We start from the raw sequence: 25537 nt of genomic DNA, 5'->3' as shown, positions 1-25537 counted from the left end.
AAATCGTTTAGTACGATTTTTTTTGGACGGTGCAAAAGTACACTAAATAAAATGAATAGTAGCTAACTATTTAAAATTTTGTAAGTTATTGATTTCTTGATTGATATTAGAAGAAGATAAGCTGGTATATCCATTCTGGATAATTCCATTTTTATCAACTAAAACCAAACGAGAAAATTTACTAGAAGAGTATTCGCAAGTAGGACTTTCTTCAGGAAGCGTATATTGATACTTAATATCTATGTTTTTAGTGTACCTTCTAGAGGTATCGCATAAGTTTACTAAAACAAAATTAACATCAGGGTTATTTTTGATTAAGTGATTAAACCTAGAAGATATCCAGTCGTCAGAGGCATATTTATAATTTTTAAATAATACAACTGTATTTTTTCCTTTAGCAACGTTTTTAATATCAACAAGTCCTCCATCTGCTGAAATCAAATCAAAAGAGGGAAGTTGTTCTCCTTTATTTAAAAGTTTTAAATCGTTAATTAAACGTTGTATTGTTTTCTTTTGTTCATTGTTTGTATTAAGTTTAAAGAAAGTAAAGAAAGTTTCATTCTTCTTTTCGTAATTAGGCTCTTTAAAAAAGTGACCTACAACAGCATTGTATAATAATCTGTTTTTAACTTCTTCAGAATCAATGTTTTTATTAATAGAGTTAAGTAGCTCAACAGTAAAGTTATCTAGTTTTTTAATACTGTTTTTTTGATACACATCACTATAAATTTTTTCAATAACAAACCTATAATATGGCCCAAAAAACATTAAAGAATCATTGCAAACATTTGTCTTATTACGGTAACTAAAGTAAGAGTTTGCTAAAATTTCAGGTTCTTTTTTAGTCGCATTTTTAATTGCATACTTTTCTAAGTTTGTATAAATAGGATAGTTTAAAGCGATGTTTAAAATTTTAGAAAATTTTTCAGAAGGATTTACATTATTTTCCTCATACTTTGTTACAATAGCATCCTTAATTTGCTTTAAAGAGTCCATTTTGTTGGTGAAATCTTTTTGAGGTAAATGAAAGTACCTAGCAATTGATTTCTCCTCTTGTTCATATTGTAAGAAAGCATCTATCAATAAATTGTTTCTTTCAGCATTACTACCACTAAAAACTAAAGATTCATCAAAATCCCAAGTGTTTAATCTTATTAAGGTACTATCAGTAGGTTGTAAGAACACATATTGATGTTCATTTCCATGATAAAAGACATATAATCCTTCCTTAATATTAGTATAGGTTCCTAAAAATGTATTATTCTTATTTAAAGGGATAGTGTCTTTAAATTCGTAGCTGTCAGATAAAATAACGAAGTCAGATTTAGGATTGATAATCTTACCCCCAAAATAGGTAGGTTTTTGATTATCAGATTTTTCACATCCAATAAATATAACTAATATGAGAGGTATTAAATACTTAATCATGTTTGAAAATTACCCTAAATATCAATGTTCAAAAATAGAGAACTCTTCACAATAAGGCTGTTAATTCGTTGTTAAAAGAATTAAAAAGCCTCAAAAGTAATGTGTTAAAAACTTTCATGCAAATTCTTTTATACTCTTTAGTTTTTATACTTTTGCACGGAATTTAAAATACTATACATGTTATCAGTTTCTAATTTATCAGTTCAGTTTGGAAAACGTGTTTTGTTTGATGAAGTAAATACAAAGTTTACACAAGGAAATTGCTACGGAATTATCGGAGCAAACGGAGCAGGTAAATCTACTTTTTTAAAGATTTTATCAGGAAAACAAGATCCAACATCAGGAAGCGTTCACCTAGAACCAGGAAAAAGAATGTCTGTATTAACGCAGGATCACTATGCTTTTGATGAATATACAGCTCTAGAAGCAGTATTAATGGGGAACAAAGAACTGCACCAAATTAAATCGGAAATAGATGCCTTGTATGCTGACTATACAGATGAAAATGCAGAAAAAATTGGAGAGCTACAAGTTCGTTTTGAAGAAATGGACGGATGGAATGCCGATGCATCAGCAGCAAGTTTACTATCAAATCTAGGAATTAAAGAAGAAGATCATTATACGTTATTATCTGAGTTAGATCCTAAGAAAAAAGTACGTGTATTATTAGCGCAAGCGTTGTTTGGTAATCCTGATGTGTTAATTATGGATGAGCCTACGAACGATTTAGATTTTGAAACAATATCTTGGTTAGAAAATTTCCTAGCAAACTATGACAATACGGTAATAGTTGTATCTCACGACCGTCACTTTTTAGACGCAGTTTGTACACATATTTCTGATATCGATTTTGGAAAGATTAACCATTTTTCTGGTAACTATACGTTTTGGTATGAGTCTTCTCAGTTAGCTGCTAAACAAAGAGCGCAACAAAACAAAAAGGCAGAAGATAAGAAGAAAGAATTAGAAGAGTTTATTCGTCGTTTCTCTGCGAATGTTGCAAAATCTAAACAAGCAACTTCTCGTAAGAAAATGATAGAAAAATTAAACGTTGATGAAATTAAACCATCTTCACGTCGTTATCCTGCAATTATTTTTGAAAGAGATAGAGAAGCTGGAGATCAGATTTTAAATATTGAAGGTTTGTCTAAGAAGGATGCAGAAGGAGAGTTATTATTTTCGAATGTAGATATTAACTTAAATAGAGGAGATAAAGTTGCTATTATTTCGAAGAACTCAAAAGCTACTTCAGCATTTTATCAAGTAATTTCAGGAAATGAAGAAGCTGATTCAGGAAAATATAGTTGGGGAGTAACCACTACGCAATCGTACTTACCAGCAGATAATTCTGAATATTTTCAAAATGGAGAATTGAATTTAGTTGATTGGTTACGTCAATATGCGCAAACTGAAGAAGAAAGAGAAGAAGTTTTCTTAAGAGGTTTCTTAGGGAAAATGATTTTCTCTGGTGAAGAGGCTTTAAAGAAGAGTAATGTATTATCAGGAGGAGAAAAAGTACGTTGTATGTTATCTCGTATGATGATGACTAGAGCTAACATTTTAATGTTAGATGAACCAACCAACCACTTAGACTTAGAATCTATTCAGGCATTAAACAACTCGTTAATTAACTTTAAAGGAACTGTGTTGTTTACCACGCATGACCACGAGTTTGCACAAACGGTTGCTAATAGAATTATAGAAATTACACCAAAAGGAATCATTGATAAGTATTCAACTTTTGATGATTATTTAGATGATCCGAAAGTAAAAGAATTAAGAGAGCAAATGTATTCTTAATTCCTTTAAGTTATAAAAATAAAAAGGAAGCCTAATTGGCTTCCTTTTTTATTATGTTTTTATTTAGAGGAAGTAGCCCAAAACGCTGTTTATATATTTTGGAAAAATGCGTTGTGTGCAGGTAACCTACTTCTAAGGCTAATGTTTTTAATAATATAGAAGGATTTTGTTCTATGATAATCCGAGCTTTTTGTAGTTTAACTTCTGTAATAAATTGATTAGGGGTTAATCCAGTAACAGCTTTTATTTTTCTGTTTAAAGAGCTTCTAGAAGTATTAAAATGTTGAGCAATGTCTTCTTGTGTCATGTTAGGATCAGAACATTGTTTGTTAATAAATTCTTCTACTTTTTTAATCCATAAATTACTTTCATTCAATTCTTCCTTTTTAATAGTATTTTCTTTAATAAAGGCTGTTCGGTTTATGCTATTGTTTAAGGCATTTTGTATTCGAATAAGTAACTCTTCTTTTTCAAAAGGTTTGTTTAAATAATCATCAATACCTAATCTCAGAACTTCTAATTTACTTTTAGTGTCAGTACGGGCTGTAAGCATTAAAATAGGAACATTTATTTTCTTTTTTTTAATGTTTTCTACCAAAGCTAAACCATTCATTACAGGCATCATATAATCGGTAATAACAAAGTCAATTTTTTCTTTAGAAAGAAAATCTAAAGCTTCTTCTCCATTTTCAGCTTCAAAACAAGTGTAATTGCTTAGAATCCTTTTTAAATAAGCTCGCATTTCAAAATTATCATCAACAATAAGAATTCTATAGTGACCTGATATAGGTTGTTTAATTTTGTCTTTAGAAATTAAAGTACTTTTATGCGTATTCTTTTTTGAGGGTTTTTCACGTTGTATTTCTTTGTCAATTTTAGTTGTTTCTGGTAAAGAGATTATAAATGTGCTGCCTTTACCCAATTCACTTTTTACAGTTAAACTTCCTTGGTGTAGCTCAATAATTTCTTTGCTAAAAGCTAAGCCTATACCGCTACCTCCAGCTTTATTAATATCATTTTTTACTTGATAAAAACGGTTATAAATGAGTTTAATATCTTTTTCAGAAATTCCTATACCAGAGTCTTTGATAGAGATAATAATTTGTCCGTTTAGCTTGTTTAAAGAAACTGTAATGTTTCCTTTTTTAGGAGTGTATTTAATAGCATTGAGGATAATGTTATTTAACGCTCTTTCTAAAAAAATAATGTCAGATGATACCCAGCACTCATCTTTTTCTTTTTTAACAGTTAAAACAATGTCTTTTTGGTTGCATAAAGGTTCAAAAGAGGTATAGAGTTTATCAATTAACTTATTTATTAAGTAGGGAGTAGGCGATATTTTAAAATTGGCCTCCTTCATTTTAGCTAAATCAAGTACATCATCAACTATGGTTTTAATTTTATTAACTTGTTTGTTTAAACGGTTTTTAATATCAAAACCTTCTTTTTCGTATGTGGTGCCCTTTAAAAGTTCTAATCGGTCCACTTCACCTTTAATTAAGGTAAGAGGAGTTCTAATTTCATGAGAAACATTGATGAAAAATTGAGATTGAAACTCATTTAACTCTTCTAGTTGCTTTCGTTGATTCTCTAGAATTTCCTCACTTTTAATATTGGCATTTTTAAAGTACTGTACTAAAAAAAAGAAAATAATAAACTGAATTAAAATAAGTATTGGAGAACCAAAAGTTCCTTCTGGATAAATAGGAAAAAGATGTATTGGAATAACAAAAAGTAAGTAAGAAATAATAAAAACACTATAAAGTAAGTATTTGTTATTGGTAAAAAGTAATAGGAATACAGGTACAACAATGTAAAAGTATTCAATATAACCACCTCTTTCAGCAAAATTACAGAACATAAAGTTACTGTATAGGATTAACGAGAAAAACAAGATTCTAGCAGATAAAAACTTACGTTTATATTGTAAAAATAGAGTGGTTAATAATCCTATAATACTACCAGAGTGTATAAAGACTTGTAAAGAAGGATCCACTCTACTTAAATAATCTTCAGTAATTAAAACAAGTTCTATCAAAAACCAATTTGAAATAAAAATATTAAGTAAACGAACCCTTTTCATTTCTAATTTAGAAAGTTTATCTGTTACTCCAATATTAGTTATGTCACTATATAGTTTAGTTATTTTCCCCATTTGAATAATTAAAGTTCAAATATATCAATCTATAAGTAAAAGAGTTAGCTTTTTAATGAATTCTATTAATAGTATGGTTTTTTAAGAGGTTCATAACAAGTGTTTTACGGAGGTTGACACAATAGTGAGTGTGTTTGAAACAATATTGACTGATGTAGTATTTACTTTTACAGACTATTAATAGAATGTAGTAAAAATAAAATTAAAGAATGAAATTAAAATTACTATACATACTTTTATTGTTTAGTTATTTAAGTTTAGCTAAGTCTCTAAACGAAGAAAAAAATACTTCAAATTTTGAGTTAATTAACTTTACAGGAGCGAATAATAAAACAGTACTGTTAAAGCATAATTATTTATATGAAGGTATAAGTACAAAAAAAAGCACCTATTTTGTACCTCCAGCAGCTAATTTTACAATTTCAGGAGGATATTGTATTGGTAACGTAGTTACTTTTACAGACAATTCTTCGTCTCCTAATGGAGCTATTGTAAGTTGGGAATGGGATTTTGGTGATGGTACAACTTCTACCGAACAAAACCCAACTCATAGTTACACTGACTTGGGTAGTTTTACAATATCATTAAAAGTAACTGATGTTATTGGGGAAACAAATTCTATAACAAAATCCTTTAATGTACAATCACCAAAAGCTAGGTTTGTTGCTAACCCTACAAGAGGGCAAGCAACACCACATACTGTATTCTTTACAGATCAATCAACATTACCAGATTTATGGTTTTGGGAATTTGGTAATGGAAATACTTCCACATCACAAAACCCAATACATACATATACTGCTGCAGGAGATTATACGGTAAACCTTACAGTAAGAGATACTATGAATGGGTGTGTTGACAAAGCAACAAGTTTAATAAAAATAGTAAAACCAAAAGCACAATTTAGTGTAGATGATACTTTGGGTTGTGGACCTTTTACGGTAAATTTTACAGATGAATCTACAATAGAAGGAAATGATACAGTGGGAGAATGGTTATGGAATTTTGGAGACGGCAATACTTCTACCGAACAAAATCCTACCCATACTTACGAATCAGTAGGAGTATATAATGTAAGTTTAACTATTAAAACGGCTATAACAGGATTTACAAGAACAGAAACTAAAGCAAATTTTATACAAGTTATAGGTCTCACTCCTGATTTTTCTTCAGATGTAACAACTGGCTGTACGCCTTTGACAGTTAGTTTTACTGATAATACTGTTTTTTATGGTCCATCATCCGACTGGTTTTGGGATTTTGGAGATGGTACTACGAGTAATGAAATAAATCCTAAACATACATATACAACAGTAGGTGTTTTTGATGTGAGTTTAACAGTTTCTGATATTGACGGATGTAGTAAAACAATTATAAAAAAAGCATATATAAACACTACAGAAACTATAGCACCTATGGTCTTAATCCAGAATGTAACAGTACCGTTAGATGCTTCAGGAGTTGCAACGATAACTGCTGCTGATATAGATAATGGCTCTTATGATAATTGCGAGGTAGCCTCCATGAGTTTAGATAAAACTTCTTTTGATTGCTCAGATGTTGGAGCTAATACGGTAACATTAACAGTAACAGACACAAGTGGTAATAGCAACACAGCTACAGCTATAATAACCGTAGAAGATGTAACTCCACCTACAGCAATATGCCAAGATATTACAGTACAGTTAGATGACACAGGGCAAGTAACAATTACAGCTATAGATATTGATAACGGAAGCACCGACGTTTGTGGAGTAGCTGCCATGAGTTTAGATAAAACAACGTTCGATTGTACCAATGTAGGAGTAAATAATGATGTAATCTTAACCGTTGAAGATATCAATGGAAATACTAATAGTTGCGGAGCAACAGTAACCGTAGAAGATGTAACTCCACCTGAGGCAATTTGTCAAGATATCACGGTACAATTAGACGCTTCAGGAATTGCAACTATCACAGCTATTGATATAGATAATGGTAGTACAGACACTTGCGGGATAGCTTCAATGAGTTTAGATAAAACAACTTTTGATTGTAGTAGTGTAGGAATAAATATAGTAACCTTAACTGTTGAAGATACTAATGGAAATACTAATAGTTGCGCAGCAACAGTAACCATAGAAGATGTAACTCCACCCGAGGCAATTTGTCAAGATATCACAGTGCCGTTAGACGCTTCAGGATTTGTAACTATTACAGCTGCTGATATTAATAATGGTAGTTCAGATGCTTGTGGAATAGCTTCAATAAGTATAGACAAAACAACTTTTGATTCTACTAATGTGGGAATTAATACGGTAGCCTTAACTGTTGAAGATGCCAACGGAAATACAAATACTTGCACAGCAACTGTAACTGTAGAAGATGTTACCCCACCAATAACTATAACAAAAGATATTGTAGTTAGCTTAGATAGTAATGGGAACGCTATTATTAATCCAGGAGATATAGACAATGGTTCTTATGATGCATCAGGAATAGCAAGTATGAGTTTAAGTCAAACAAATTTTAACTGTCCGAATTTAACAGACTATACGGTTACTCTAACAGTTGTCGATTCCAATGGTTTGTCCAGTTCAGAAGAAGCTGTTGTAACTTTTATATCAGATGACCTAGATAATGATTTAATAGCAGATGTGTGTGATGATGATATAGATGGTGATGGAGTATTGAATATAAATGACAATTGTCCAACAACATCAAATCCAGATCAAAAAGATTTAGATAAAAACGGAATAGGAGATGTGTGCGACTCGTCTGATTTGTCAGTATCTAATGGGTTTTCACCTAACGGAGATGGAGTAAATGATACGTTTATTATACAAGGGTTACATAACTATCCCAACAATAGGTTAGAGGTATATAATAGATGGGGGAATAGAGTGTATCGTTCTTATAACTATCAAAACAATTGGAATGCTATTGGAAACAAACAAAATAAAAAACTTCCGGTAGGAACTTATTTCTACGTATTAAATATAGAAGGAGATAAAAGAATATTAAAAGGGTGGGTTTATATAAATTACTAAACAGAATAAATGAATTTTATAAATAGAATAAGTGTATTATTATTTGCAATAGTAGGTGTTAATACCGCATATAGTCAACAAGAACCATTATACTCACAGTATTATAACAATTTTACTTTATTAAACCCTGCTTATGCCGGAACACATGATTTTTTTACTGTAACATCAAGTGTAAGAAGTCAATGGGTAAATGAACCAGAGAGTCCAAGAACAGGTTCTTTATCTTTTCATGGAGGGCTTGGAAATAATATAGGTTTCGGACTTTCTGCTGTGTTTGATAAAGTTTATGTATTAAATGAAACGCATTTGTATGCAGATGTATCTTATGCGATTAAAACTTCAGAAAAATCAATGCTTTCTTTTGGGTTAAAAGGAGGCGGAAGCTTTGTAAATGTAGATTTATTGAGTTTAGGAATTACTGATGATGTATTATTTAGTGAAAACATAAATGAGTTTAAACCAAATATAGGTGCAGGAGCTTTCTTTTATACCAATCATTTTTATATTAGTTTGTCTGCCTTAAACTTATTAGGAAATAAATTTTATGATAGAAGTGACGGTTTAATAACATCAGCTACTGATAATATGATTATCTATTTATCGTCTGGTTATAATTTTAAACTCAATGAGCAGTTAAGTATAAAACCGTCTTTTTTAACAAGATATACAAAAGGGGTTCCATGGTCTACAGATGTTTCTTTGGCAGTTTTATTTAATAAACAAATAGAATTAGGGGTATCACATCGCTTAGGTGATTCTTTTGCAGGACTATTTCAGATAAGAATAAAAGATAACATTCGATTAGGGTATAGTTATGAAAGTTATCTATCAAATGCAAGTCCATATAATAGTGGTTCACATGAAATAAGTGTAGCGTTCGATTTAGGAAAAACAGAAGCAAAAAGAAACAAAAGAAAGCCTCCGTTTTATTGGGATGGAAATTAAAAAATACTAAAAAATTAAAATATTAAGTAGGTACACTCTCTTACATTAAGGTTTAGAGATGTTTTCTATTACTTCAACATTAGCTAAACTATTGTGTAGTTTGGTTATTTTCATCTAAATAATTAATGTTTTAATATATTTTTATCTATAAAATAATTCATTTTCAGAAGAATAGTTTTGTTTAATCGTTTCATTATTAAGATCTTAATATGGTTGATGCAAAAGTGAGTATGTTTGAAACAATATTGATAGTAGTATTACTCATATTTGTTGTGTAAGGTTTTGTCAAGCTCCTCAATGATGATTCCTTATCTAAATTTTAACCAACTAACGTATAACTAAAAACAAAAAGATGAGATTTAAAAATGTATTATCAAAAGGAACAGAAATTAGAGTAGGTTTTTATAAAACTACGGAAGGAAAACCATATTTAGGAACAATACCTGGTATGGAAATAGACATTCCACAAAATGAAACTAAAGAACTTAGAGATGATTCTTATCCTAAGGTCAAAGTTAGAGTTTGGAAAAAAGACGGTCCATGGCTACCTGTAATTATAGAGCCTGGTACTATTTATAACATGACTGATGATTATTATGTGAATTGGAGTAGTGAGAAAAATCACTTTTTAGAAAAGGCAGAATTAAAGCCTACACCAGAAAAAATTGAAGAAGAAAATGTAAGAGTTTATCAATTCATTGACTTGAGAAATTTTAATGAAACTGTAAAAAGAACTATTAAAACAACATTTCAAACAGCATTTTCACAATCTTCATCTTTTTCTAAATCACATAGTGAAAGCTCTGAGTTTAGTATTAATGGAAAAGTTAGTGGATGGATAGGAGGAAAAGAAGATTCCAAAGGGGGAAGTATTGAAGTTTCTGCTGGGTTTAAATCTAAGATAGAAGATTCATTTACTCAAAAGTATGAAAATTCGATAACTAGAATTTGGAGTCAATCCGTGGAAGATGAATACAGTTTAAAACCAGGCAAAATATATGTATTATCTAGCATTTGGAATATAAAATATGCAACTGGAGTAATAGAGTATTTTGGAGAGAAAACTACTTACAAGATTCTTGATTCATCAGAAAGTAGATTAACTGAACCAGTAGCTTACGATGATGTATCTATGATGGATGAAAAAACTAGGAAAGCATACGAAGAGCAATTAAAGTTAAATGCTGTTTTAGGATAAAAAATAATATAGAGCTGAATTGGGGAGTAGCTCTATTTATGGTATAGAAGAGGGAAGTATAGTTTTATACTTCCTTTCTTTTTAAATTTCTTCCTTGTTATTAATAACTTCAAAAAAACTAAAAACATTCCCTCCGTAGCGTTTATCATAACTGTGATTTGGATGCTTGGTTAAATCGGTATGTTTAGAGTGTTCTATAATTAAAACACCGTCTTCATTTAGTAAATCACGTTCAAAAATAATATCAGCTATTTTTAAGAATTGAGCTTCTTCAAAATCATATGGTGGATCAGCAAAAATAACATCCGTTTTTAGCGGAGTTTTTTCTAAAAACTTATATACGTCGCTCTTGTAGCTAGTAATATCCATATCTAACTCCTTAGAAGTTTGATTAATAAACTTGATACAAGCAAAATGAGCATCAACAGCATATATAGTTTCTGTACCCCTTGAGGCAAATTCGTAACTGATGTTTCCTGTTCCTGAAAATAAATCTAATACTGAAATATTATCAAAATAATACAAATTATTTAAGATGTTAAATAATGATTCTTTAGCCATGTCGGTTGTAGGTCGTACAGGTAAGTTTTTAGGAGCAGAAATTCTTTTGCTCTTATATTTTCCAGAAATAATTCGCATTAGGCAATAAGTATAAAGTTTGAATGATTCGAAAAATCATCACTATCAGCAAAGAAATTATCAATAGGATTCATAAAATGAATATTTCGAACGTAATTATAGGTTATGGTGTACAACTCTGATTCTTTTTCAATATCACCAATAAATGTTAATTGAAAATTGTTTGGATCCATTTGTAATTGTTCAGCTGTAAAAAGTATGTAGTATATAAAATCTTCTTTGCTACTGTATGAAAAAGAGTTATAAAATATAAGTTTTCCTTCTTTACAAACAACAACATCTATATCGTTTGGAGAAACATGTACAAAGAATTGTTGTTCAGAGTTTTCTTGAGAATAGGAGAGAAGTTTGTCTATTAACACGGTAGAATGGTGTTTGTATTCAAACTCTCCAAAATTTTGAAACAGGTAGTTATTAATATTTACATAAGGTATATAAACTGTGTTAGCAGCTATAATGTTATGCAAATCATAAGTAATAAAGTCTGTTTTTAATGTTTTTACAGTATATTTTAAATACGGAGCTAAATTGTTTCGGTCAAAAAGTTTATTAGGTACGAGTGTAGCTAAATTATTTTGATGAATGGCAAAAACAGAAGAAAAGTCTTGTTGTAAATCTTTATCGGTATTAAAAATACGTATAATTTCTTCTAGCAGTAACTCAGGAGAAGTGATTGAAGCTGGAAAAGCATACTTAGTAAAAAGTAACGGAGCTTTATTCTCTGAGTTAGAAATACAAAAAGAAAATCCATCCAAACTAAATTGGATGGATAGATCTTTATAATGCGCTATAGCGCTTGTTTTTTTAGTCTTCTTTTGCAATTGCTTCACCTTTATCATAAAAAGGAGGCCAATTACCACCAGTAGTTACTTCACTTAAAGAACCTACAGAAACAAATTCACCTTTAATTTGATCAGATTCAATTGCTTCTAATTCAGCCTTAACTAAAGAAGGATTCATCCCTGTTAAAATAGGAGTTTTAGAAACTTTAGCTTCAAATACAGGAACTTCTAATCCAGCTACTTTTTCAACTCTACCAGTAGCTAATTCAAATTGCTTATCAGTACCAGGTACGCTAAACATGTTTTTATAATCTTTGCCTTCAAAGTATTTTAAAACAGGCTCGTATCCAATAGTATCAACTTGTTTTTTAGAAACTTTTACTTTAATTCCACCACCTCTGTCTTCTTCTACTTCAATGTTTTTAGTTTCTGTTAAAGCTAATTTACCATTTTCAACAAATTTAACTAAAGAATCTTTACTGTTAGTATATGTTCCGTAAACCTCTTTATATTTTACTTCGGCATCACGAATTAATTTTAAGTTCTCAATAACTTTAGCATAACGCACTTTCTTGTCTTTGTTAAATTTAATAGGCTCCATAATACCACCGTAAATTTTATATACTAAAAAGACAGTTGCACCTAAAAGTAATATTGAAACTAACCATCTCATTTTTAGAGGTACAAATTTAACTACAAGTACAGCTAAAAGAAAAGCAACCACTACAGCTACTAAAATCATTAATAATAAATTCATTTTTTTAATTTTTAATATATGATATTCGCAAATCTACAATTTTTTTTCAATGATGAAAATAATTATTTTGTAAATACATTTATCTTTGAACATTATTTAAAATATGATACAAACCGCCCCAAAATTCTACAAAGAGATACTACAAAAATTTCCTTATACACCCACACAAAAGCAAAGTGAGTTATTAGATGTTCTAACAAACTTTATTTTTTCTGATGATAATCGTGCGTTATTTTTATTGAAAGGATATGCGGGAACAGGAAAAACTACTATTATAAGTACTGTGGTTCATAATTTATGGAAGATTGGTCAAAAAGCAGTTTTATTGGCTCCTACAGGGCGTGCAGCTAAAGTGATTTCAGGGTACTCTAACCGACAAGCGTTTACCATTCATAAAAAAATATATTTTCCAAAGAAACAAAGTAGTGGAGGTGTAAGTTTTGTTATGCAACCCAACAAACATACAGATACTCTTTTTATTATTGATGAAGCTTCGATGATTTCAGATGAAAAACAGAATGCAAAATTGTTTGAAAATGGCTCGTTATTGGATGATTTAATCTCTTACGTGTACTCAGGAAAAAATTGTAAAATTATATTTATAGGTGATACAGCTCAGTTACCACCAGTTAAATTAACGATGAGTCCTGCTTTAGAAGCAGATAATTTATCGTTTGAGTTTAATAAAGAAGTTACCGAGATAGAGTTAGATGAAGTAGTAAGACAAGAAGAAGGTTCTGGTATTTTGGCAAATGCAACAGACTTACGCTTACTAATTCAGAACGATTCAACGCACTTTCAGTTTGATGTAAATTATCCTGATATTATTCGCTTACAAGATGGTTATGATATTCAAGATGCCATAACAATGGCTTATGATGGAGATATTGGAGTAGAAGATACTGCTATTATTGTACGTTCTAACAAAAGAGCCAATCAATACAATCAACAAATAAGAGCAAAGATTCGTGGACAAGAAAATGAGATTTCTACAGGAGATTATGTAATGGTCGTGAAAAACAACTACTATTGGTTAAAAGATTCTTCTTCCGCAGGGTTTATTGCTAATGGTGATATTTGTGAAGTAATGCGTATTAATGCAATTAAAGATTTATACGGATTCAAATTTGCTGAAGTAGAAGTTAGAATGATTGATTATCCTGATATGAAGCCTTTTGAAACGGTTTTACTATTAGATACGCTTACTAGTGAGAGTCCATCATTAACCTATGAAGAATCGAATCGTTTGTATGAAGCCGTAAAAGAGGATTTTGCAAATGAAAAATCGAAGTATAAGCAGTTTATGGGAGTGAAAAAGAATAAATACTTTAATGCGCTTCAAGTGAAATTTTCATATGCAATGACTTGTCACAAGTCACAAGGAGGGCAGTGGAAAACGGTGTTTATAGAGCAACCGTATTTACCAGACGGCGCTTCGGTTGAGTATTTACGTTGGTTATACACCGCAGTTACGCGTGCACAGGAAAAATTGTATTTGATAGGGTTTAAAGATGAGTACTTTTTAGATTAATGAACAGTCTTTTATTTTCCTTTAAACGTTAGCATTTTGTTAATGTAACTCGTTTTTTCGTTAAAAAAGTTACATTTGTGTAGTATTCAAACTATTAAAAATGCACAAAAAAGTACTGTTTCCTCTTTCTTTTTTATTGATTTCACTAACAATAAACGCACAAAAGCCACAAAAGTTAACTTCTAATCAGATTTACGAAAAAATACAAAAACTAAACTTTTTAGGTTCAGCTTTGTATATAGCAGCACATCCTGATGATGAAAATACACGATTAATTTCCTATTTGTCGAATCATGAAAATGCAAGAACTGCATATTTATCGTTAACTCGTGGCGATGGTGGTCAAAACTTGATTGGTCCAGAAATGCGTGAATTATTGGGAGTAATCCGTACACAAGAACTTTTAGCAGCAAGAGGAGTAGATGGAGGAGAACAACGTTTTTCAAGAGCCAATGACTTTGGGTATTCAAAGCACCCTGATGAAACTTTAGAAATTTGGAATAAAGATAAAGTGTTAGCTGATGTAGTTTGGGCAATTCGTACTTTCAAACCAGATGTTATAATTAACCGTTTTAACCACAGAACGCCAGGTTCTACTCATGGACATCATACATCTTCGGCAATGTTAAGTGTTGAAGCTTTTGATTTGGCGGCTGATAAAACAAAATACCCAGAGCAGTTGCAGTATACGAGTACATGGCAACCTAACAGACTCTTTTTTAATACTTCGTGGTGGTTTTATGGAAGTGAAGAAGCTTTTGAAAAGGCTGATAAAAGAAAAATGCTAAATTTTGATATTGGGACATATTATCCCTTGAAAGGATTGTCAAATAACGAGGTAGCTGCCATTGCTAGTAGTCAACATTTATGTCAAGGATTTGGTAGATTAACAACCAGAGGAAGTCAAACCGAGTATGTTGAGTTTTTAAAAGGAAATTTTCCGAAGGATAAAAAAGATATTTTTTCAGGAATCAATACTACTTGGAATCGTATTGAAGGAGGAGGAGAAATTGGAGCTATTTTATATAAAATTGAAGATAATTTCGATTTTGTAAATCCTTCAAAACATCTACCAGAATTGTTACAAGCGTATAAAATGGTTAGACAATTAAAAGATTCACATTGGAGAGCTATTAAAACCAAAGAGTTAAATGAAATTATTAAAGCTTGTGCTGGTTTGTATATAGAAGCATCAGCTGTAAGTTCTAGTGCAACTCCTAGTAGTACGATTGATGTAGACTTTGAAGTACTAAATAGAAGTGCTATTTCTATGGAGTTATCGTCAATTACCATTCTTCCTGAAGGAAAAAACATCAAAAAAGAACTAGATTTAGCCCCTAATAGTAAACAAAATTTTAAAAATAAAATTAATATAGATAAAGATGTTTCTTACTCTTCACCGTATTGGTTAAATACTCCTTGGGACTTGGGTATGTATAAGGTAAACGACCAAAAATTAATTGGAAATGCAGAATCTCCAAGACCTATTCAAATTCAATACAACGTTATAATTGAAGATCAACCGATTGCTTTTACTATTCCGGTAGTGCACAGATACGCTAAAAGCGATGTAGGAGAGATCTATGAGCCTTTTGAGGTTTTACCAAAAGTAACTACAAAATTAAATGATAAAGTATTAATTTTTGCTACTACGGAAGCTCAAAAAATTTCTGTTGAAGTAAGGGCAGGGGATACAAATATTAAAGGAAAAGTAAGCTTACAAGCTCCAAAAGGATGGAAAGTGTCTCCAACAGCAGTAGATTTTTCAATTGCACAAAAAGGAGATATTCAATTTGTGAATTTTATGGTAACTCCTACACAAAACGAATCAGAGGGAGCGTTAAAAGTTATTGCTAAAGTAGATGGTAAAACTTACGATAAAGAATTGATAGAAATCAATTATAATCATATTCCAAAGCAATCAGTGTTGTTACCATCACAAGCAAAAGTGGTTCGTTTAAATATTGAAAAGAATGGAAAACGAATAGGTTATATTCAAGGCTCTGGTGATGCTATTCCAGAAAATTTACAACAAATTGGTTACGAAGTAACGGAATTGAACGTAAATGAAATAAATGGTAATTTAAATCAATTTGATGCTGTAGTTATTGGTATTCGTGCTTATAACACGAATAAAGAATTACAGTTTAAGCAGAAATATTTACTAGAATATGTAAAAAATGGAGGAAACTTAATAGTTCAATACAATACAAATAGAGGAGTAGATGTACAAGCTCCGTATGAGTTACAATTGTCAAGAGATAGGGTAACAGATGAACATTCTAAAGTGACCTTGTTAGCTAAGGAACATTCAATTTTAAATTATCCGAATAAAATTTCGGAAGCTGATTTTGAAGGATGGGTTCAAGAACGCGGATTGTATTTTCCTAATAAATGGAGCGCTGAATACACACCGATATTATCAATGCACGATAAAGGAGAACCTGCTAGAGATGGAAGTTTATTAGTTGCTAAATACGGAAAAGGAAACTATATCTATACCGGATTAAGCTTTTTTAGAGAATTACCCGCAGGAGTACCCGGAGCTTATAAGTTATTTGCGAATTTGTTATCCGTAAAAGAAAACTCTGTTGATGAAAATTAAAATTCTTACAGCTTTAGCAATAACGCTATTAGTTAGTTGTAAAACCGAAAAAGAAAATTCTGTTAAAAAGGAATACAATCAAGAGTTGGTTGATGAACTTACTAGCATGGTAGAGATAGACCAAATTGCTGCAGGAGTTCCTTCTGGAAAATATAAAGAATTAACTAAAGAAGAATGGCAATCATTCAAAGACAGTGTTTTTGCTGTAACTCATAAGAAAGCTGCAGAAATTTATAATAAATATGGTTTTGTTGGTTATGACCTTGCAGGAAAAGAAGGCTCTAAAAAATTTTGGCTTTTAGTACAACATTTAGATTTTGATCCTGATTTCCAAGAAGCGGTTTTAAAAAAGATGAAAATTGAGGTAGAGAATAAGAATGCTAACCCTGAAAACTATGCCTATTTGCTAGATAGAGTGCAATTAAATATGGGAGAAAAGCAAGTTTACGGGACTCAAGTATTGTATAATTGGAAAGTTTGTCAAGCATATCCAAAACCATTAATAGATAGTATAAACGTAAACAAGCGTAGAAAGGAAATAGGTATGGAACTTTTGGGGGTATATTTAAACGAAATGTCTAAAATGCACTTTGAAATAAATAAAGAAATCTTTTCAAAAGTTAATGTTACTGAACCTAAACTGTATGAATTAGAGAATTAGTTCTATTTAAAAAGATTAATAGAAACTGTAGCTAACTCCGAGTTAGGGAATTTTTTAAAGGTGTTTTTATCTGAATATAAACCAATGGCTTCCATTGCATTCATGTACTCGTCTAGTTCAATAATATATTGGTCAGAATAACCATGTGTGGCATCATAAGCGGTGGCTGCTGTTTTTCCTAAGTTTTTAGCAACCAATTCAGGTTTTGAGGTATGTAACTCAATTAATAACAATCCAAATCGATTGATATAAGGTTTCCATTTGGTAAAATGTTGTTTTAAGGATTCAACTACAAGATTGTTATTTAAACGTTTTCCTCTATAAGCATAAGCTCCTGTAGAGCTCGTAATAGCTAGATTATTAGTAGGTTCTGGTTCTTGCCAGATTCTGTTATGATCTAAAAATGTACGGACATTCAATAAGTCAGAAAGATTAATATCATATTTATCTTGTAAATCTTTTGAAAGTGCTTTTGGGTTACCAATATCTCCCCAAATCACTTTCGCCCAAATATCTGCTTGTACTAAGTTTTTACGAGTAATTTTTAACGCAGCTTCGTTATAATCTACACCAATAAGTAAGAGCGGATAATCTTCTAACATGGTACCTCTCAAAGTTTGATGTTCAATCACATTAAATAAATGTTTTAAAAAAGCACCGTTACCACAGCCAACATCTAAAATTCCTTTGGGTTGTTCATTGATAGGTTTGTTAAATAGATTAATGATGATTTCATCAATGACTTTAAAATAGGTTGAGTGTGCGCCTCCGCTTCCCCAAACATTCATTTCTCTATCTACATGAATTTCGTCATTACCTATATCGGATGTTCTAAAAATATCAGGGTTTCCAAATATAAGTTTGTCTAATTTTCTAAGGGTAGGAATGTACGATACTGTAACTCCATAAGCACTTGCTCTTCGAGCAAAAAATAAACCTTCATCAGTAAATTCATATGAATCATTTGTTTTGGTAAACCATTTTAAGTTGGTTAACAAGTCTAACAATCGACTAAAGTTCTCAGCATCTTTGTGGAATTCTTCTGCTTGGAATTTGGTTTGCATAAAGTATTTATGAAACATACCACTCATTCCTAACAAAACCGTTGTAGGACCAACAATAATTCCTTCAATATGTGTAAGGATTTGTGCTATAACTTCTTTTTTTTCAGAGGTTGAAGAAGGCTCGATTCCGAAGTTATTAGTAAAATTTTTATAGAGATTTTCTAGTTTTTCAAAAGGTTCAATTTCAAACTTTCTAGCACTGTAATTTTCAGAATATTTTAATAAAGAAAAGGCTTCTTTATACATAGGAAAGTATGAAAAAGCAATAGTAGATGCTTCATTAATTTTATATAGAACCTTGTTTTGAGTATTGTCAACATGTTGTGTTAACCAACCTTGTGAACAGAGTGTTCTTAAAGCCACATTTAAATAACCATCGTTGGCATTAAATTCGGAAGCAATTTGAGTTAAACTGACAGATTTTTTCTCTAATAAGTAATTGGTGATTCCTTTTTCATGTAAGACATATGCTGCTGGACAAGTTACAATTCCATCTAAGTGACGAAACAACCTACTTCTTAAGGCAGATTTTTCTTCTTTTGATAACATAGTTTGATAGTTTTCATTCTAAAGGTAACTATTTGATTTTTAAAATTAAAACTAAATTATCGAAGCTGAAAAAGATTTAAGTCAAAGCGTTTATAATTTGGTTATATACAAAGGAATAATAGTCTTGGTATTGAGGAAGAAGTAAGTTTTCGTAATCTTTAGTGTGTAAAATGACATCTAAATTGAATAATTTAAGCTCTTCAACTTCTTCTTTTTGAAGCGTTAAAGTTTCAAAAGGAACAGTTAATTCGGTAATAAATACATGATGGAATTCATTATCAATAATTCCGTTAGTGTGATTTACCATGTGTTTGCGTGTTCCTATTTTAAATAGGTTTTCAGAGAGTATGTCAAACCCAATTTCTTCTTTAACTTCTCTAATAGCTCCTATTTTTACATCTTCTCCAGCAGCAATATGACCTGCAACTGAAATATCCCACATACCAGGAAATACTTTTTTGGTTAAAGCTCTTTTTTGAAGTAATATTTGTTTATCAGAAGTATATAGCCAAACATGAATAGTAGGGTGGAAGTAACCATATTTGTGAGCTTCGGATTTTAAACAGGTTTTACCAGTATAGTTTCCGTGTTCATCAACAATGTCTATAAGTTCATCCATAAGAAGTGAGTAAAAAAAACGTCATTATGAGAAATAATGACGTTTGAGTGTTTTTTTATTATTTAAAGTAAGAGAAATCTTCTCCGTCTTCAATTTTTAATAAACTTTCGTAAATCATTTTAATTACGTTTTCAACATCCTCACGGTGCACCATTTCAACTGTAGTATGCATATAGCGCAAAGGTAATGAAATTAAAGCTGAGGCAACACCACCGTTACTGTAAGCAAAAGCATCAGTATCTGTACCTGTAGCTCTGGATAATGCTGAACGTTGGAAAGGAATCTTGTTAGCTTCAGCAGCTTCGATAATTAAATCACGTAATTTTTGTTGTACAGCAGGAGCATAAGCTACTACTGGCCCTTTTCCTAATTCTAAATGACCTTCTTTTTTCTTGTCAATCATAGGAGTAGTGGTATCGTGTGTTACATCGGTAACAATGGCTACATTAGGTTTAATGGTTTGGGTAATCATTTCTGCACCACGTAAACCTATTTCTTCTTGAACAGAATTGGTGATGTATAATCCGAAAGGTAATTTTTTCTTGTTTTCGTGTAGTAAACGAGCTACTTCAGCAATCATAAATCCACCCATTCGGTTATCTAATGCACGACACACAAATTTATCTCCATTCAAAATATGAAACTCATCAGGATAGGTAATTACACAACCAACATGCACTCCTAATTTTTCAACTTCTTCTTTAGTTGCGCATCCACAATCGATAAAGATGTTTTCAGGTTTAGGAGCTTCTTCAGAAGCTTTATTACGTGTATGAATCGCTGGCCAACCAAAAACACCTTTTACAATTCCATTTTTAGTATGGATGTTAACTATTTTACTTGGTGCAATTTGATGGTCGCTTCCTCCGTTGCGAATTACGTAAATTAATCCGTTGTCAGAAATATAATTCACATACCAAGAAATTTCATCAGCATGTCCTTCGATAACTACTTTATATTTTGCTTCAGGGTTGATTACACCTACAGCACTTCCATAGGTATCTGTAATAAATTCATCAACATACGGTTTTAGGTAGTCCATCCATATTTTTTGACCTTCCCATTCATACCCAGTAGGTGCCGCATTATTTAAATATTTTTCTAAAAAGTCGATAGACTTTTTGTTTAAAATTGATTTTTTAGCCATAACTTATATGATTAAAAGTTTTATATCTGAATTAACTCCAAAACTTTCGTTTTTCATTTAATTCTTCTTGTTCTTTAATTTGCTCAGGTGTTAATACCTTTAAAAATGAAGGATGTTGCTCGATAGCATATTCAATTTTTTCAATGATGCTAGCCACATTTTCATTGTCATAATCAATATCTAATGGTTCTTTTATAACCATTGATTGTAGTACGTTACGCTTTTTAATTAAAAGTCCTTTTTTATCAAAAGAACGTCTAAATCCATCAATAACAATAGGAACTACAATAGGTTTATAGGTTTTAATGATGTGAGCGGTACCACGACGAATAGGTTTAAAAGGAGTAGTAGTACCTTGTGGAAAGGTAATTACCCAACCATCATCTAATGCTTTTCCGATATTAGAAATGTCAGACATTTTTACTTGTCTATTAATATCTTTACCAGCGCTTCTCCAAGTTCTTTCAACTGAAATAGAACCCACATAGGCAAATATTTTAGGAAGTAAACCTGAACGCATTGTTTCACCAGCGGCTATATAGTACATGTTTAACTTAGGTTTCCATAAGTAACCAATATTTCTAATATTATCATCACGTCCTTTTAAGGCAGCGTTGAAAACATGAAACATAGCAGCAACATCAGCAAAGTAGGTTTGGTGATTAGAAATAAAAAGTACTTTTTGATCTGGAAGATTTCTTAAAACATCCATACCTTCAATTTGTAAGTCATTAAATTTACGATAACGACCGTGGGAAATTAATCCTAAAGTTTGTATTAAAAAGCGTTTAATGAATAGTATATGTCCGAAAGGGTTCCTTTTAAATAAAGGCATTATTATTGGTTTTTATTAGTCGAATAAGCTAAATTACAAAAGAATTATAGAATAGCCTTTATTTTAATAAATCTTTAATTTCTGATAGCATCATTGCTGTTGCTCCCCAAACAATGTAATCGTTTAATTTAAAGCAAGGTACCTCGATGTTTTTCATGTAAGAAGTTTCCATTTCTACAAATGTTAAATTTTTATCGTCTAATAAATCGCTTACTAAAACCTCTATTACTTCCGCTACTTCTTCATTAGGAATAAAAAGAGGTGTTTTTTCAGAAACTCCAATAAAAGGAGCGACTAAAAAATTACTAGGAGGAATGTAAGCATTTGATGTTTGCCTGATAATTTGTATAGCCTCAAAAGGCACGCCAACTTCTTCGTAAGTTTCGCGTAGAGCTGTAGTTTTTAGGTTATTATCTGTTTTGTCAAACTTACCACCAGGGAAACTAATTTGTGCAGAGTGCGCACCATTATAACTAGCTCTTTCGGTTAATAAAAAACGCGCTTGATTATCGTTATCAGGATAAAACAAGGCCAATACAGCTGCTTTTTTGGGGTTTTTGCTAAGTATTAACTCTTCTGAATAACGCATTCTAAGTTTAGGAGCTAGTTTAAACTGTGAGGTTAAACCGCCTAATTGTTTTTGTTGTAATTTTTCTATTTGATTGATGAAATCAGAAAAAATCATTTGTTTTTTAGTATTTTAGAACAAACTTATCAATTTGCCAGATAAAAATAAGATGTTTTGGCGTGAATTTTGATTTGTGAGCATTGAATTAACTTAAGATAAATGAACAAAGAAAAAAAATACCAAAAATTAGCATTGAGTTTGTTGTTTGACGCGATAGGATATGTATCGTATTTAATTCCTGGAGTGGGAGAGTTGTCTGATATTGTTTGGGCTCCAGCATCAGCATACTTAATGACAAAAATGTATAAAGGAAACAAAGGTAAAATAGCGGGAGCTATAGCTTTTGTTGAAGAAGCTATGCCAGGGTTAGATGTAGTACCAACCTTTACATTAATGTGGTTGTTTACCTATGTGTTTTCGTCAAAAGAGTCAAAAAAAACAATTGAAGTATAATTTTAAAAAATAAAAAGGCTACCAATTTGGTAGCCTTTTGTTTTGTGTTATTTTTTGATAATCTTTTTAGTAAACGATTTTTGATCGTCGTTTACTTCAAGAATATAAAACCCATTTTTTAAGTTTGAAAGATCAATAGTATGGTGTGTTACTTTTCCGTTTAAGACAGTTTGTCCTGTTAAAGTTGAAATTTTAAAAGTAGCATTTCTGTTATCTCCTAACTGAATTTTTATTGTTTTAGCTGTTGGATTTGGAGATACAGTAGCATCAAATACAGGAGTTTCATTTTCTAGTTTACCATCAATAGTAATATTACTGTTTCCTAATCCTTTTGCACTAGCACCTATGTTTACCGTATAATCTTCAACTTCACCATAAGAGAATGTCTCACAAGCTGAAGGAGCTGCATCCCATTTCATTGAAACACGCATCCTTGTAGTTCCTGCTAAGGCAGATGTTGGTATAGAAAAGGTATATGATAAGTTTCCTGAACTAGAAGAAGAACCACTAACTACTTCTTCCGAAGATTCGAAAGTTCCATTTTTATTAAAGTCAATCCAGACTTTCCAATATTCTGTGTAAGAAGAGCTAGAAAATCCAGCACTCACAATAATAGTATTATTTCCGTAAGGAAGATTCGCTATAAGAGAAGTAAAGTCACCATATCCACCATTAGCACCAGTAGCATTCGAAACTCCACCAATAACAATATTGTCTATCCATTCATAATTAACATTATTACCTTTAGTACTACAATAAGAAATTGTGTTAGCTAAAGTAGTTACATTAACTGTGTTACTTGAAGAAGAAATATTATTGGCAGCATCTTTAGCTTTAACAGAAAAACTATAATTGGTAGTAGCAGTTAATCCACTAACTAAATAGTTTGTTGTTGTAACAGTAGCAATTTTAGTACTTCCTTGAAATACATCATATCCTGTAACTCCAATATTGTCGCTAGCAGCCGTCCAAGTTAAATTAACTGAAGTTTGTGTAATATTAGAGGCAGCAACATTAGTAGGAGCAGTTGGAGCGGTAGTATCAGGAGTTGAAGTTCCTCCGTCAATGTTATGATTTCCTAATCCATCAAACGTATCTTTAGCTAGAGTATCCCATTCAGAAGAAGTATAGCTACTATTAGGTGAAGTAACAGAAGATTTTCTTTGTAAAGTTTTATCTTGAGCAAAAGTTGAAGAGCTATTAGGATCTCCAATTAAATCGATAAGAGTAGTACCTTTAAATAAACCTATAGCATCGTTTCCATTAAAAGAAAGTACACTAGTGTCAGTTCTGTCAGCTTTATTTAAAATGGTGCTAGTAGCACTACTATTGGCAATTACATATACATTACCGTTGGTTAATTGACCACTTAAGTTTAATGTATTAGTCCATCCACCACCGTTTGCAGCTTTTTTTAGTGAGTACCCTGATAAACTTATAGTAGCGCCAGTGAAATTGGCAATTTCTATAGCTTTATTGTTAGATGAACCTTCTACATATTCAGATATTAATAAGTCAGTTGCAGTTCCGTTTCCTCCACCTGAACTAGTGTTAGTTGTTACAGAAACTGTATTACTAGCAGCAGATTCGTTACCAGCCGCATCTTTTGCTTTAATAGAAAAAGTATAATTTGTAGCAGCAGTTAATCCTGTAACGTTATACGAAGTTGTTGTTATGGTAGTGACTTTAGTTGATCCATTGTATACATCATAACCAGCAATCCCAATATTATCTGTTGAAGCAGTCCAAGTTAAATTAACGGAAGTTTGTGTAATGTTAGAAGCAGCTAAATTAGATGGTGCGGTAGGAGCCTGGGTATCAGAACTACTACCTCCTCCAAATAAATCTTCAGCTTGAGGACCTCCCCAAATTTCTGTTGCAAATGCAGGGTTATCAATAAAAGGGTTTCTGTTTCCTTGAAGATTTTCAAGAATAGGATTACGTTGTTTTTCAAAATCAGAAACAGGATCGTCTACGTTCCATTGAATAAATAACGTAAGCATATTAGCATCAGATGCCATTGTAGAACCAGTACCTACACCAGTAGGTAAACATTGGCTACCATAGCGTAAATACATATACATCATCATACGGGCAACATCACCTTTCCATTCATCTCCAGGATACCATCCACCAGAAACATCACCAGCATTTCCAGAACCGTTAGCAAATTTTTTACTACTTCTTTGTGAGTTGAATGAGATATCAGCAGCCCTTAAGTGATGAGCATCTGCTCCAGGACCTGAAGTTCCTAAATTAGGGTTACCTAATGATTTCGCGTATACGTGTTCTCTGTTCCATTGTGTACCAGCAGTACCACCATTAGCATTTTTATCTCGTGTTCTGTCGGTTACATAGTTACCATCTGTATCACTATAACCATAAATTAATAATACTTTACTAGGATTGTTAGGATCTAAATCTGTTTGCTTTAAAGCATCCCAAACACCAGGTGTATAAGATAAGTTAGTTGTATGTGTATTAATGATTTTAGTTGCTAGCTCATTTTTTAAAGCAGTTCCAGATAAGTTTAAATTTACATCATCATAGTATGATGGAATTTGAGCAAATACCGATAACGAAGTTATCAGTAGAAAGAAGGGTAATAGTTTTTTCATGTAAATGAATTTATGTTAAAACTTTGTTAATTCATTACAAATCAATAAAAAAAGAGAATATCCAATGTTACCAAAATGTTAACAATCAATAACG

19 protein-coding genes are annotated in these 25537 nt (G+C 31.4%); 8 read left to right on the top strand and 11 right to left on the bottom strand.

Going from position 1 to position 25537, the window contains the following annotated elements:
* Positions 1-66 precede the first annotated feature (66 nt).
* A complete protein-coding gene (locus N534_RS0108705) occupies positions 67-1428 on the bottom strand; it encodes a hypothetical protein (RefSeq protein WP_028892119.1) in 1362 nt (453 codons plus the stop codon).
* A 177-nt stretch (positions 1429-1605) separates the two neighbouring features.
* Between N534_RS0108705 and N534_RS0108700 the strand changes: the two genes are divergently transcribed.
* A complete protein-coding gene (locus N534_RS0108700) occupies positions 1606-3228 on the top strand; it encodes an ABC-F family ATP-binding cassette domain-containing protein (protein ID WP_028892118.1) in 1623 nt (540 codons plus the stop codon).
* 31 nt (positions 3229-3259) lie between these two features.
* On the opposite strand, the gene N534_RS0108695 is transcribed toward N534_RS0108700, so the two are convergent.
* On the bottom strand, positions 3260-5383 hold the full coding sequence (locus N534_RS0108695) for a response regulator (protein WP_028892117.1): 2124 nt from the start codon (positions 5381-5383) through the stop codon (positions 3260-3262).
* Between the two features lie 209 nt (positions 5384-5592).
* Here N534_RS0108695 and N534_RS0108690 point away from each other — a divergent pair, with 209 nt between their 5' ends.
* From N534_RS0108690 to N534_RS0108680, 3 genes are all read left to right on the top strand, one after another.
* Positions 5593-8412, top strand: coding sequence for a T9SS C-terminal target domain-containing protein (locus N534_RS0108690; RefSeq protein WP_028892116.1), 2820 nt, complete (start codon positions 5593-5595; stop codon positions 8410-8412).
* Between the two features lie 9 nt (positions 8413-8421).
* Positions 8422-9357: a type IX secretion system membrane protein PorP/SprF gene (locus tag N534_RS0108685; RefSeq protein ID WP_028892115.1), complete on the top strand. Its 936-nt coding sequence runs from the start codon at positions 8422-8424 to the stop codon at positions 9355-9357.
* Positions 9358-9709: 352 nt separating this feature from the next.
* Positions 9710-10555, top strand: coding sequence for a hypothetical protein (locus N534_RS0108680; protein WP_028892114.1), 846 nt, complete (start codon positions 9710-9712; stop codon positions 10553-10555).
* An 81-nt stretch (positions 10556-10636) separates the two neighbouring features.
* Here N534_RS0108680 and N534_RS0108675 read toward each other — a convergent pair whose 3' ends face one another.
* Genes N534_RS0108675 through N534_RS0108665 form a run of 3 tightly spaced genes read right to left on the bottom strand, consistent with a single transcriptional unit; the run spans position 10637 to position 12733 of the window.
* Positions 10637-11194 carry an RsmD family RNA methyltransferase gene (locus N534_RS0108675; RefSeq protein ID WP_028892113.1) on the bottom strand — a complete coding sequence of 186 codons (558 nt, stop codon included), beginning with the start codon at positions 11192-11194 and terminating at the stop codon, positions 10637-10639.
* Positions 11194-12024 carry a DUF3822 family protein gene (locus tag N534_RS0108670; protein WP_231517313.1) on the bottom strand — a complete coding sequence of 277 codons (831 nt, stop codon included), beginning with the start codon at positions 12022-12024 and terminating at the stop codon, positions 11194-11196. The genes N534_RS0108675 and N534_RS0108670 overlap by 1 nt, the downstream gene beginning before the upstream one ends.
* Complete coding sequence (locus N534_RS0108665; protein ID WP_028892111.1) at positions 11999-12733, bottom strand: hypothetical protein; 735 nt, start codon at positions 12731-12733, stop codon at positions 11999-12001. Before N534_RS0108665 ends, N534_RS0108670 begins: the two co-directional genes overlap by 26 nt.
* Positions 12734-12836: 103 nt before the next feature.
* On the opposite strand from N534_RS0108665, the gene N534_RS0108660 reads away from it, so the two are divergent.
* The 3 genes from N534_RS0108660 to N534_RS0108650 all read left to right on the top strand — a co-directional run bounded on the left by N534_RS0108660 (position 12837) and on the right by N534_RS0108650 (position 17530).
* Complete coding sequence (locus N534_RS0108660; RefSeq protein WP_028892110.1) at positions 12837-14264, top strand: ATP-dependent RecD-like DNA helicase; 1428 nt, start codon at positions 12837-12839, stop codon at positions 14262-14264.
* Positions 14265-14364: 100 nt separating this feature from the next.
* The gene (locus N534_RS0108655; protein ID WP_028892109.1) at positions 14365-16869 is read left to right on the top strand and encodes a PIG-L family deacetylase; all 2505 of its coding nucleotides are present in this window, start codon (positions 14365-14367) and stop codon (positions 16867-16869) included.
* Positions 16859-17530, top strand: a complete 672-nt coding sequence (locus N534_RS0108650; protein ID WP_028892108.1) for a DUF6624 domain-containing protein — start codon at positions 16859-16861, stop codon at positions 17528-17530. The genes N534_RS0108655 and N534_RS0108650 overlap by 11 nt, the downstream gene beginning before the upstream one ends.
* A 2-nt stretch (positions 17531-17532) precedes the next feature.
* Here the strand turns inward: N534_RS0108650 and N534_RS0108645 are convergent, their stop codons facing one another.
* The 5 genes from N534_RS0108645 to N534_RS0108625 form a co-directional block, all read right to left on the bottom strand.
* Positions 17533-19143, bottom strand: a complete 1611-nt coding sequence (locus N534_RS0108645; RefSeq protein ID WP_028892107.1) for a class I SAM-dependent methyltransferase — start codon at positions 19141-19143, stop codon at positions 17533-17535.
* A 76-nt stretch (positions 19144-19219) separates the two neighbouring features.
* A complete protein-coding gene (locus tag N534_RS0108640) occupies positions 19220-19762 on the bottom strand; it encodes an NUDIX domain-containing protein (protein WP_028892106.1) in 543 nt (180 codons plus the stop codon).
* 58 nt (positions 19763-19820) lie between these two features.
* The gene (locus tag N534_RS0108635) at positions 19821-20909 is read right to left on the bottom strand and encodes a M42 family metallopeptidase (RefSeq protein ID WP_028892105.1); all 1089 of its coding nucleotides are present in this window, start codon (positions 20907-20909) and stop codon (positions 19821-19823) included.
* A gap of 31 nt (positions 20910-20940) precedes the next feature.
* Positions 20941-21744: a 1-acyl-sn-glycerol-3-phosphate acyltransferase gene (locus N534_RS0108630; RefSeq protein WP_028892104.1), complete on the bottom strand. Its 804-nt coding sequence runs from the start codon at positions 21742-21744 to the stop codon at positions 20941-20943.
* A gap of 58 nt (positions 21745-21802) precedes the next feature.
* Complete coding sequence (locus tag N534_RS0108625) at positions 21803-22429, bottom strand: CoA pyrophosphatase (RefSeq protein WP_028892103.1); 627 nt, start codon at positions 22427-22429, stop codon at positions 21803-21805.
* A gap of 102 nt (positions 22430-22531) precedes the next feature.
* Between N534_RS0108625 and N534_RS0108620 the strand changes: the two genes are divergently transcribed.
* Positions 22532-22825: a hypothetical protein gene (locus N534_RS0108620; protein WP_028892102.1), complete on the top strand. Its 294-nt coding sequence runs from the start codon at positions 22532-22534 to the stop codon at positions 22823-22825.
* A gap of 47 nt (positions 22826-22872) precedes the next feature.
* On the opposite strand, the gene N534_RS15080 is transcribed toward N534_RS0108620, so the two are convergent.
* Entirely contained in the window at positions 22873-25443 is a 2571-nt protein-coding gene (locus N534_RS15080; RefSeq protein WP_051435881.1) for an endonuclease, read from the bottom strand.
* Positions 25444-25537: the final 94 nt, after the last annotated feature.

Origin of the sequence: Tenacibaculum sp. 47A_GOM-205m, from assembly GCF_000518405.1 — a bacterium.
GTDB classification, from domain to species: domain Bacteria; phylum Bacteroidota; class Bacteroidia; order Flavobacteriales; family Flavobacteriaceae; genus Polaribacter; species Polaribacter lutimaris.
Note: the sequence above shows the minus strand (reverse complement) of the source record. Positions and strands in the feature narration are given on the sequence as shown.

Coding starts and splice junctions, on each gene's coding strand:
- N534_RS0108705 (WP_028892119.1), bottom strand. CDS start 1,428: ATGATTAAGTATTTAATACCTCTCATATTAGTTATATTTATTGGATGT.
- N534_RS0108700 (WP_028892118.1), top strand. CDS start 1,606: ATGTTATCAGTTTCTAATTTATCAGTTCAGTTTGGAAAACGTGTTTTG.
- N534_RS0108695 (WP_028892117.1), bottom strand. CDS start 5,383: ATGGGGAAAATAACTAAACTATATAGTGACATAACTAATATTGGAGTA.
- N534_RS0108690 (WP_028892116.1), top strand. CDS start 5,593: ATGAAATTAAAATTACTATACATACTTTTATTGTTTAGTTATTTAAGT.
- N534_RS0108685 (WP_028892115.1), top strand. CDS start 8,422: ATGAATTTTATAAATAGAATAAGTGTATTATTATTTGCAATAGTAGGT.
- N534_RS0108680 (WP_028892114.1), top strand. CDS start 9,710: ATGAGATTTAAAAATGTATTATCAAAAGGAACAGAAATTAGAGTAGGT.
- N534_RS0108675 (WP_028892113.1), bottom strand. CDS start 11,194: ATGCGAATTATTTCTGGAAAATATAAGAGCAAAAGAATTTCTGCTCCT.
- N534_RS0108665 (WP_028892111.1), bottom strand. CDS start 12,733: ATGAATTTATTATTAATGATTTTAGTAGCTGTAGTGGTTGCTTTTCTT.
- N534_RS0108660 (WP_028892110.1), top strand. CDS start 12,837: ATGATACAAACCGCCCCAAAATTCTACAAAGAGATACTACAAAAATTT.
- N534_RS0108655 (WP_028892109.1), top strand. CDS start 14,365: ATGCACAAAAAAGTACTGTTTCCTCTTTCTTTTTTATTGATTTCACTA.
- N534_RS0108650 (WP_028892108.1), top strand. CDS start 16,859: ATGAAAATTAAAATTCTTACAGCTTTAGCAATAACGCTATTAGTTAGT.
- N534_RS0108645 (WP_028892107.1), bottom strand. CDS start 19,143: ATGTTATCAAAAGAAGAAAAATCTGCCTTAAGAAGTAGGTTGTTTCGT.
- N534_RS0108640 (WP_028892106.1), bottom strand. CDS start 19,762: ATGGATGAACTTATAGACATTGTTGATGAACACGGAAACTATACTGGT.
- N534_RS0108635 (WP_028892105.1), bottom strand. CDS start 20,909: ATGGCTAAAAAATCAATTTTAAACAAAAAGTCTATCGACTTTTTAGAA.
- N534_RS0108630 (WP_028892104.1), bottom strand. CDS start 21,744: ATGCCTTTATTTAAAAGGAACCCTTTCGGACATATACTATTCATTAAA.
- N534_RS0108625 (WP_028892103.1), bottom strand. CDS start 22,429: ATGATTTTTTCTGATTTCATCAATCAAATAGAAAAATTACAACAAAAA.
- N534_RS0108620 (WP_028892102.1), top strand. CDS start 22,532: ATGAACAAAGAAAAAAAATACCAAAAATTAGCATTGAGTTTGTTGTTT.
- N534_RS15080 (WP_051435881.1), bottom strand. CDS start 25,443: ATGAAAAAACTATTACCCTTCTTTCTACTGATAACTTCGTTATCGGTA.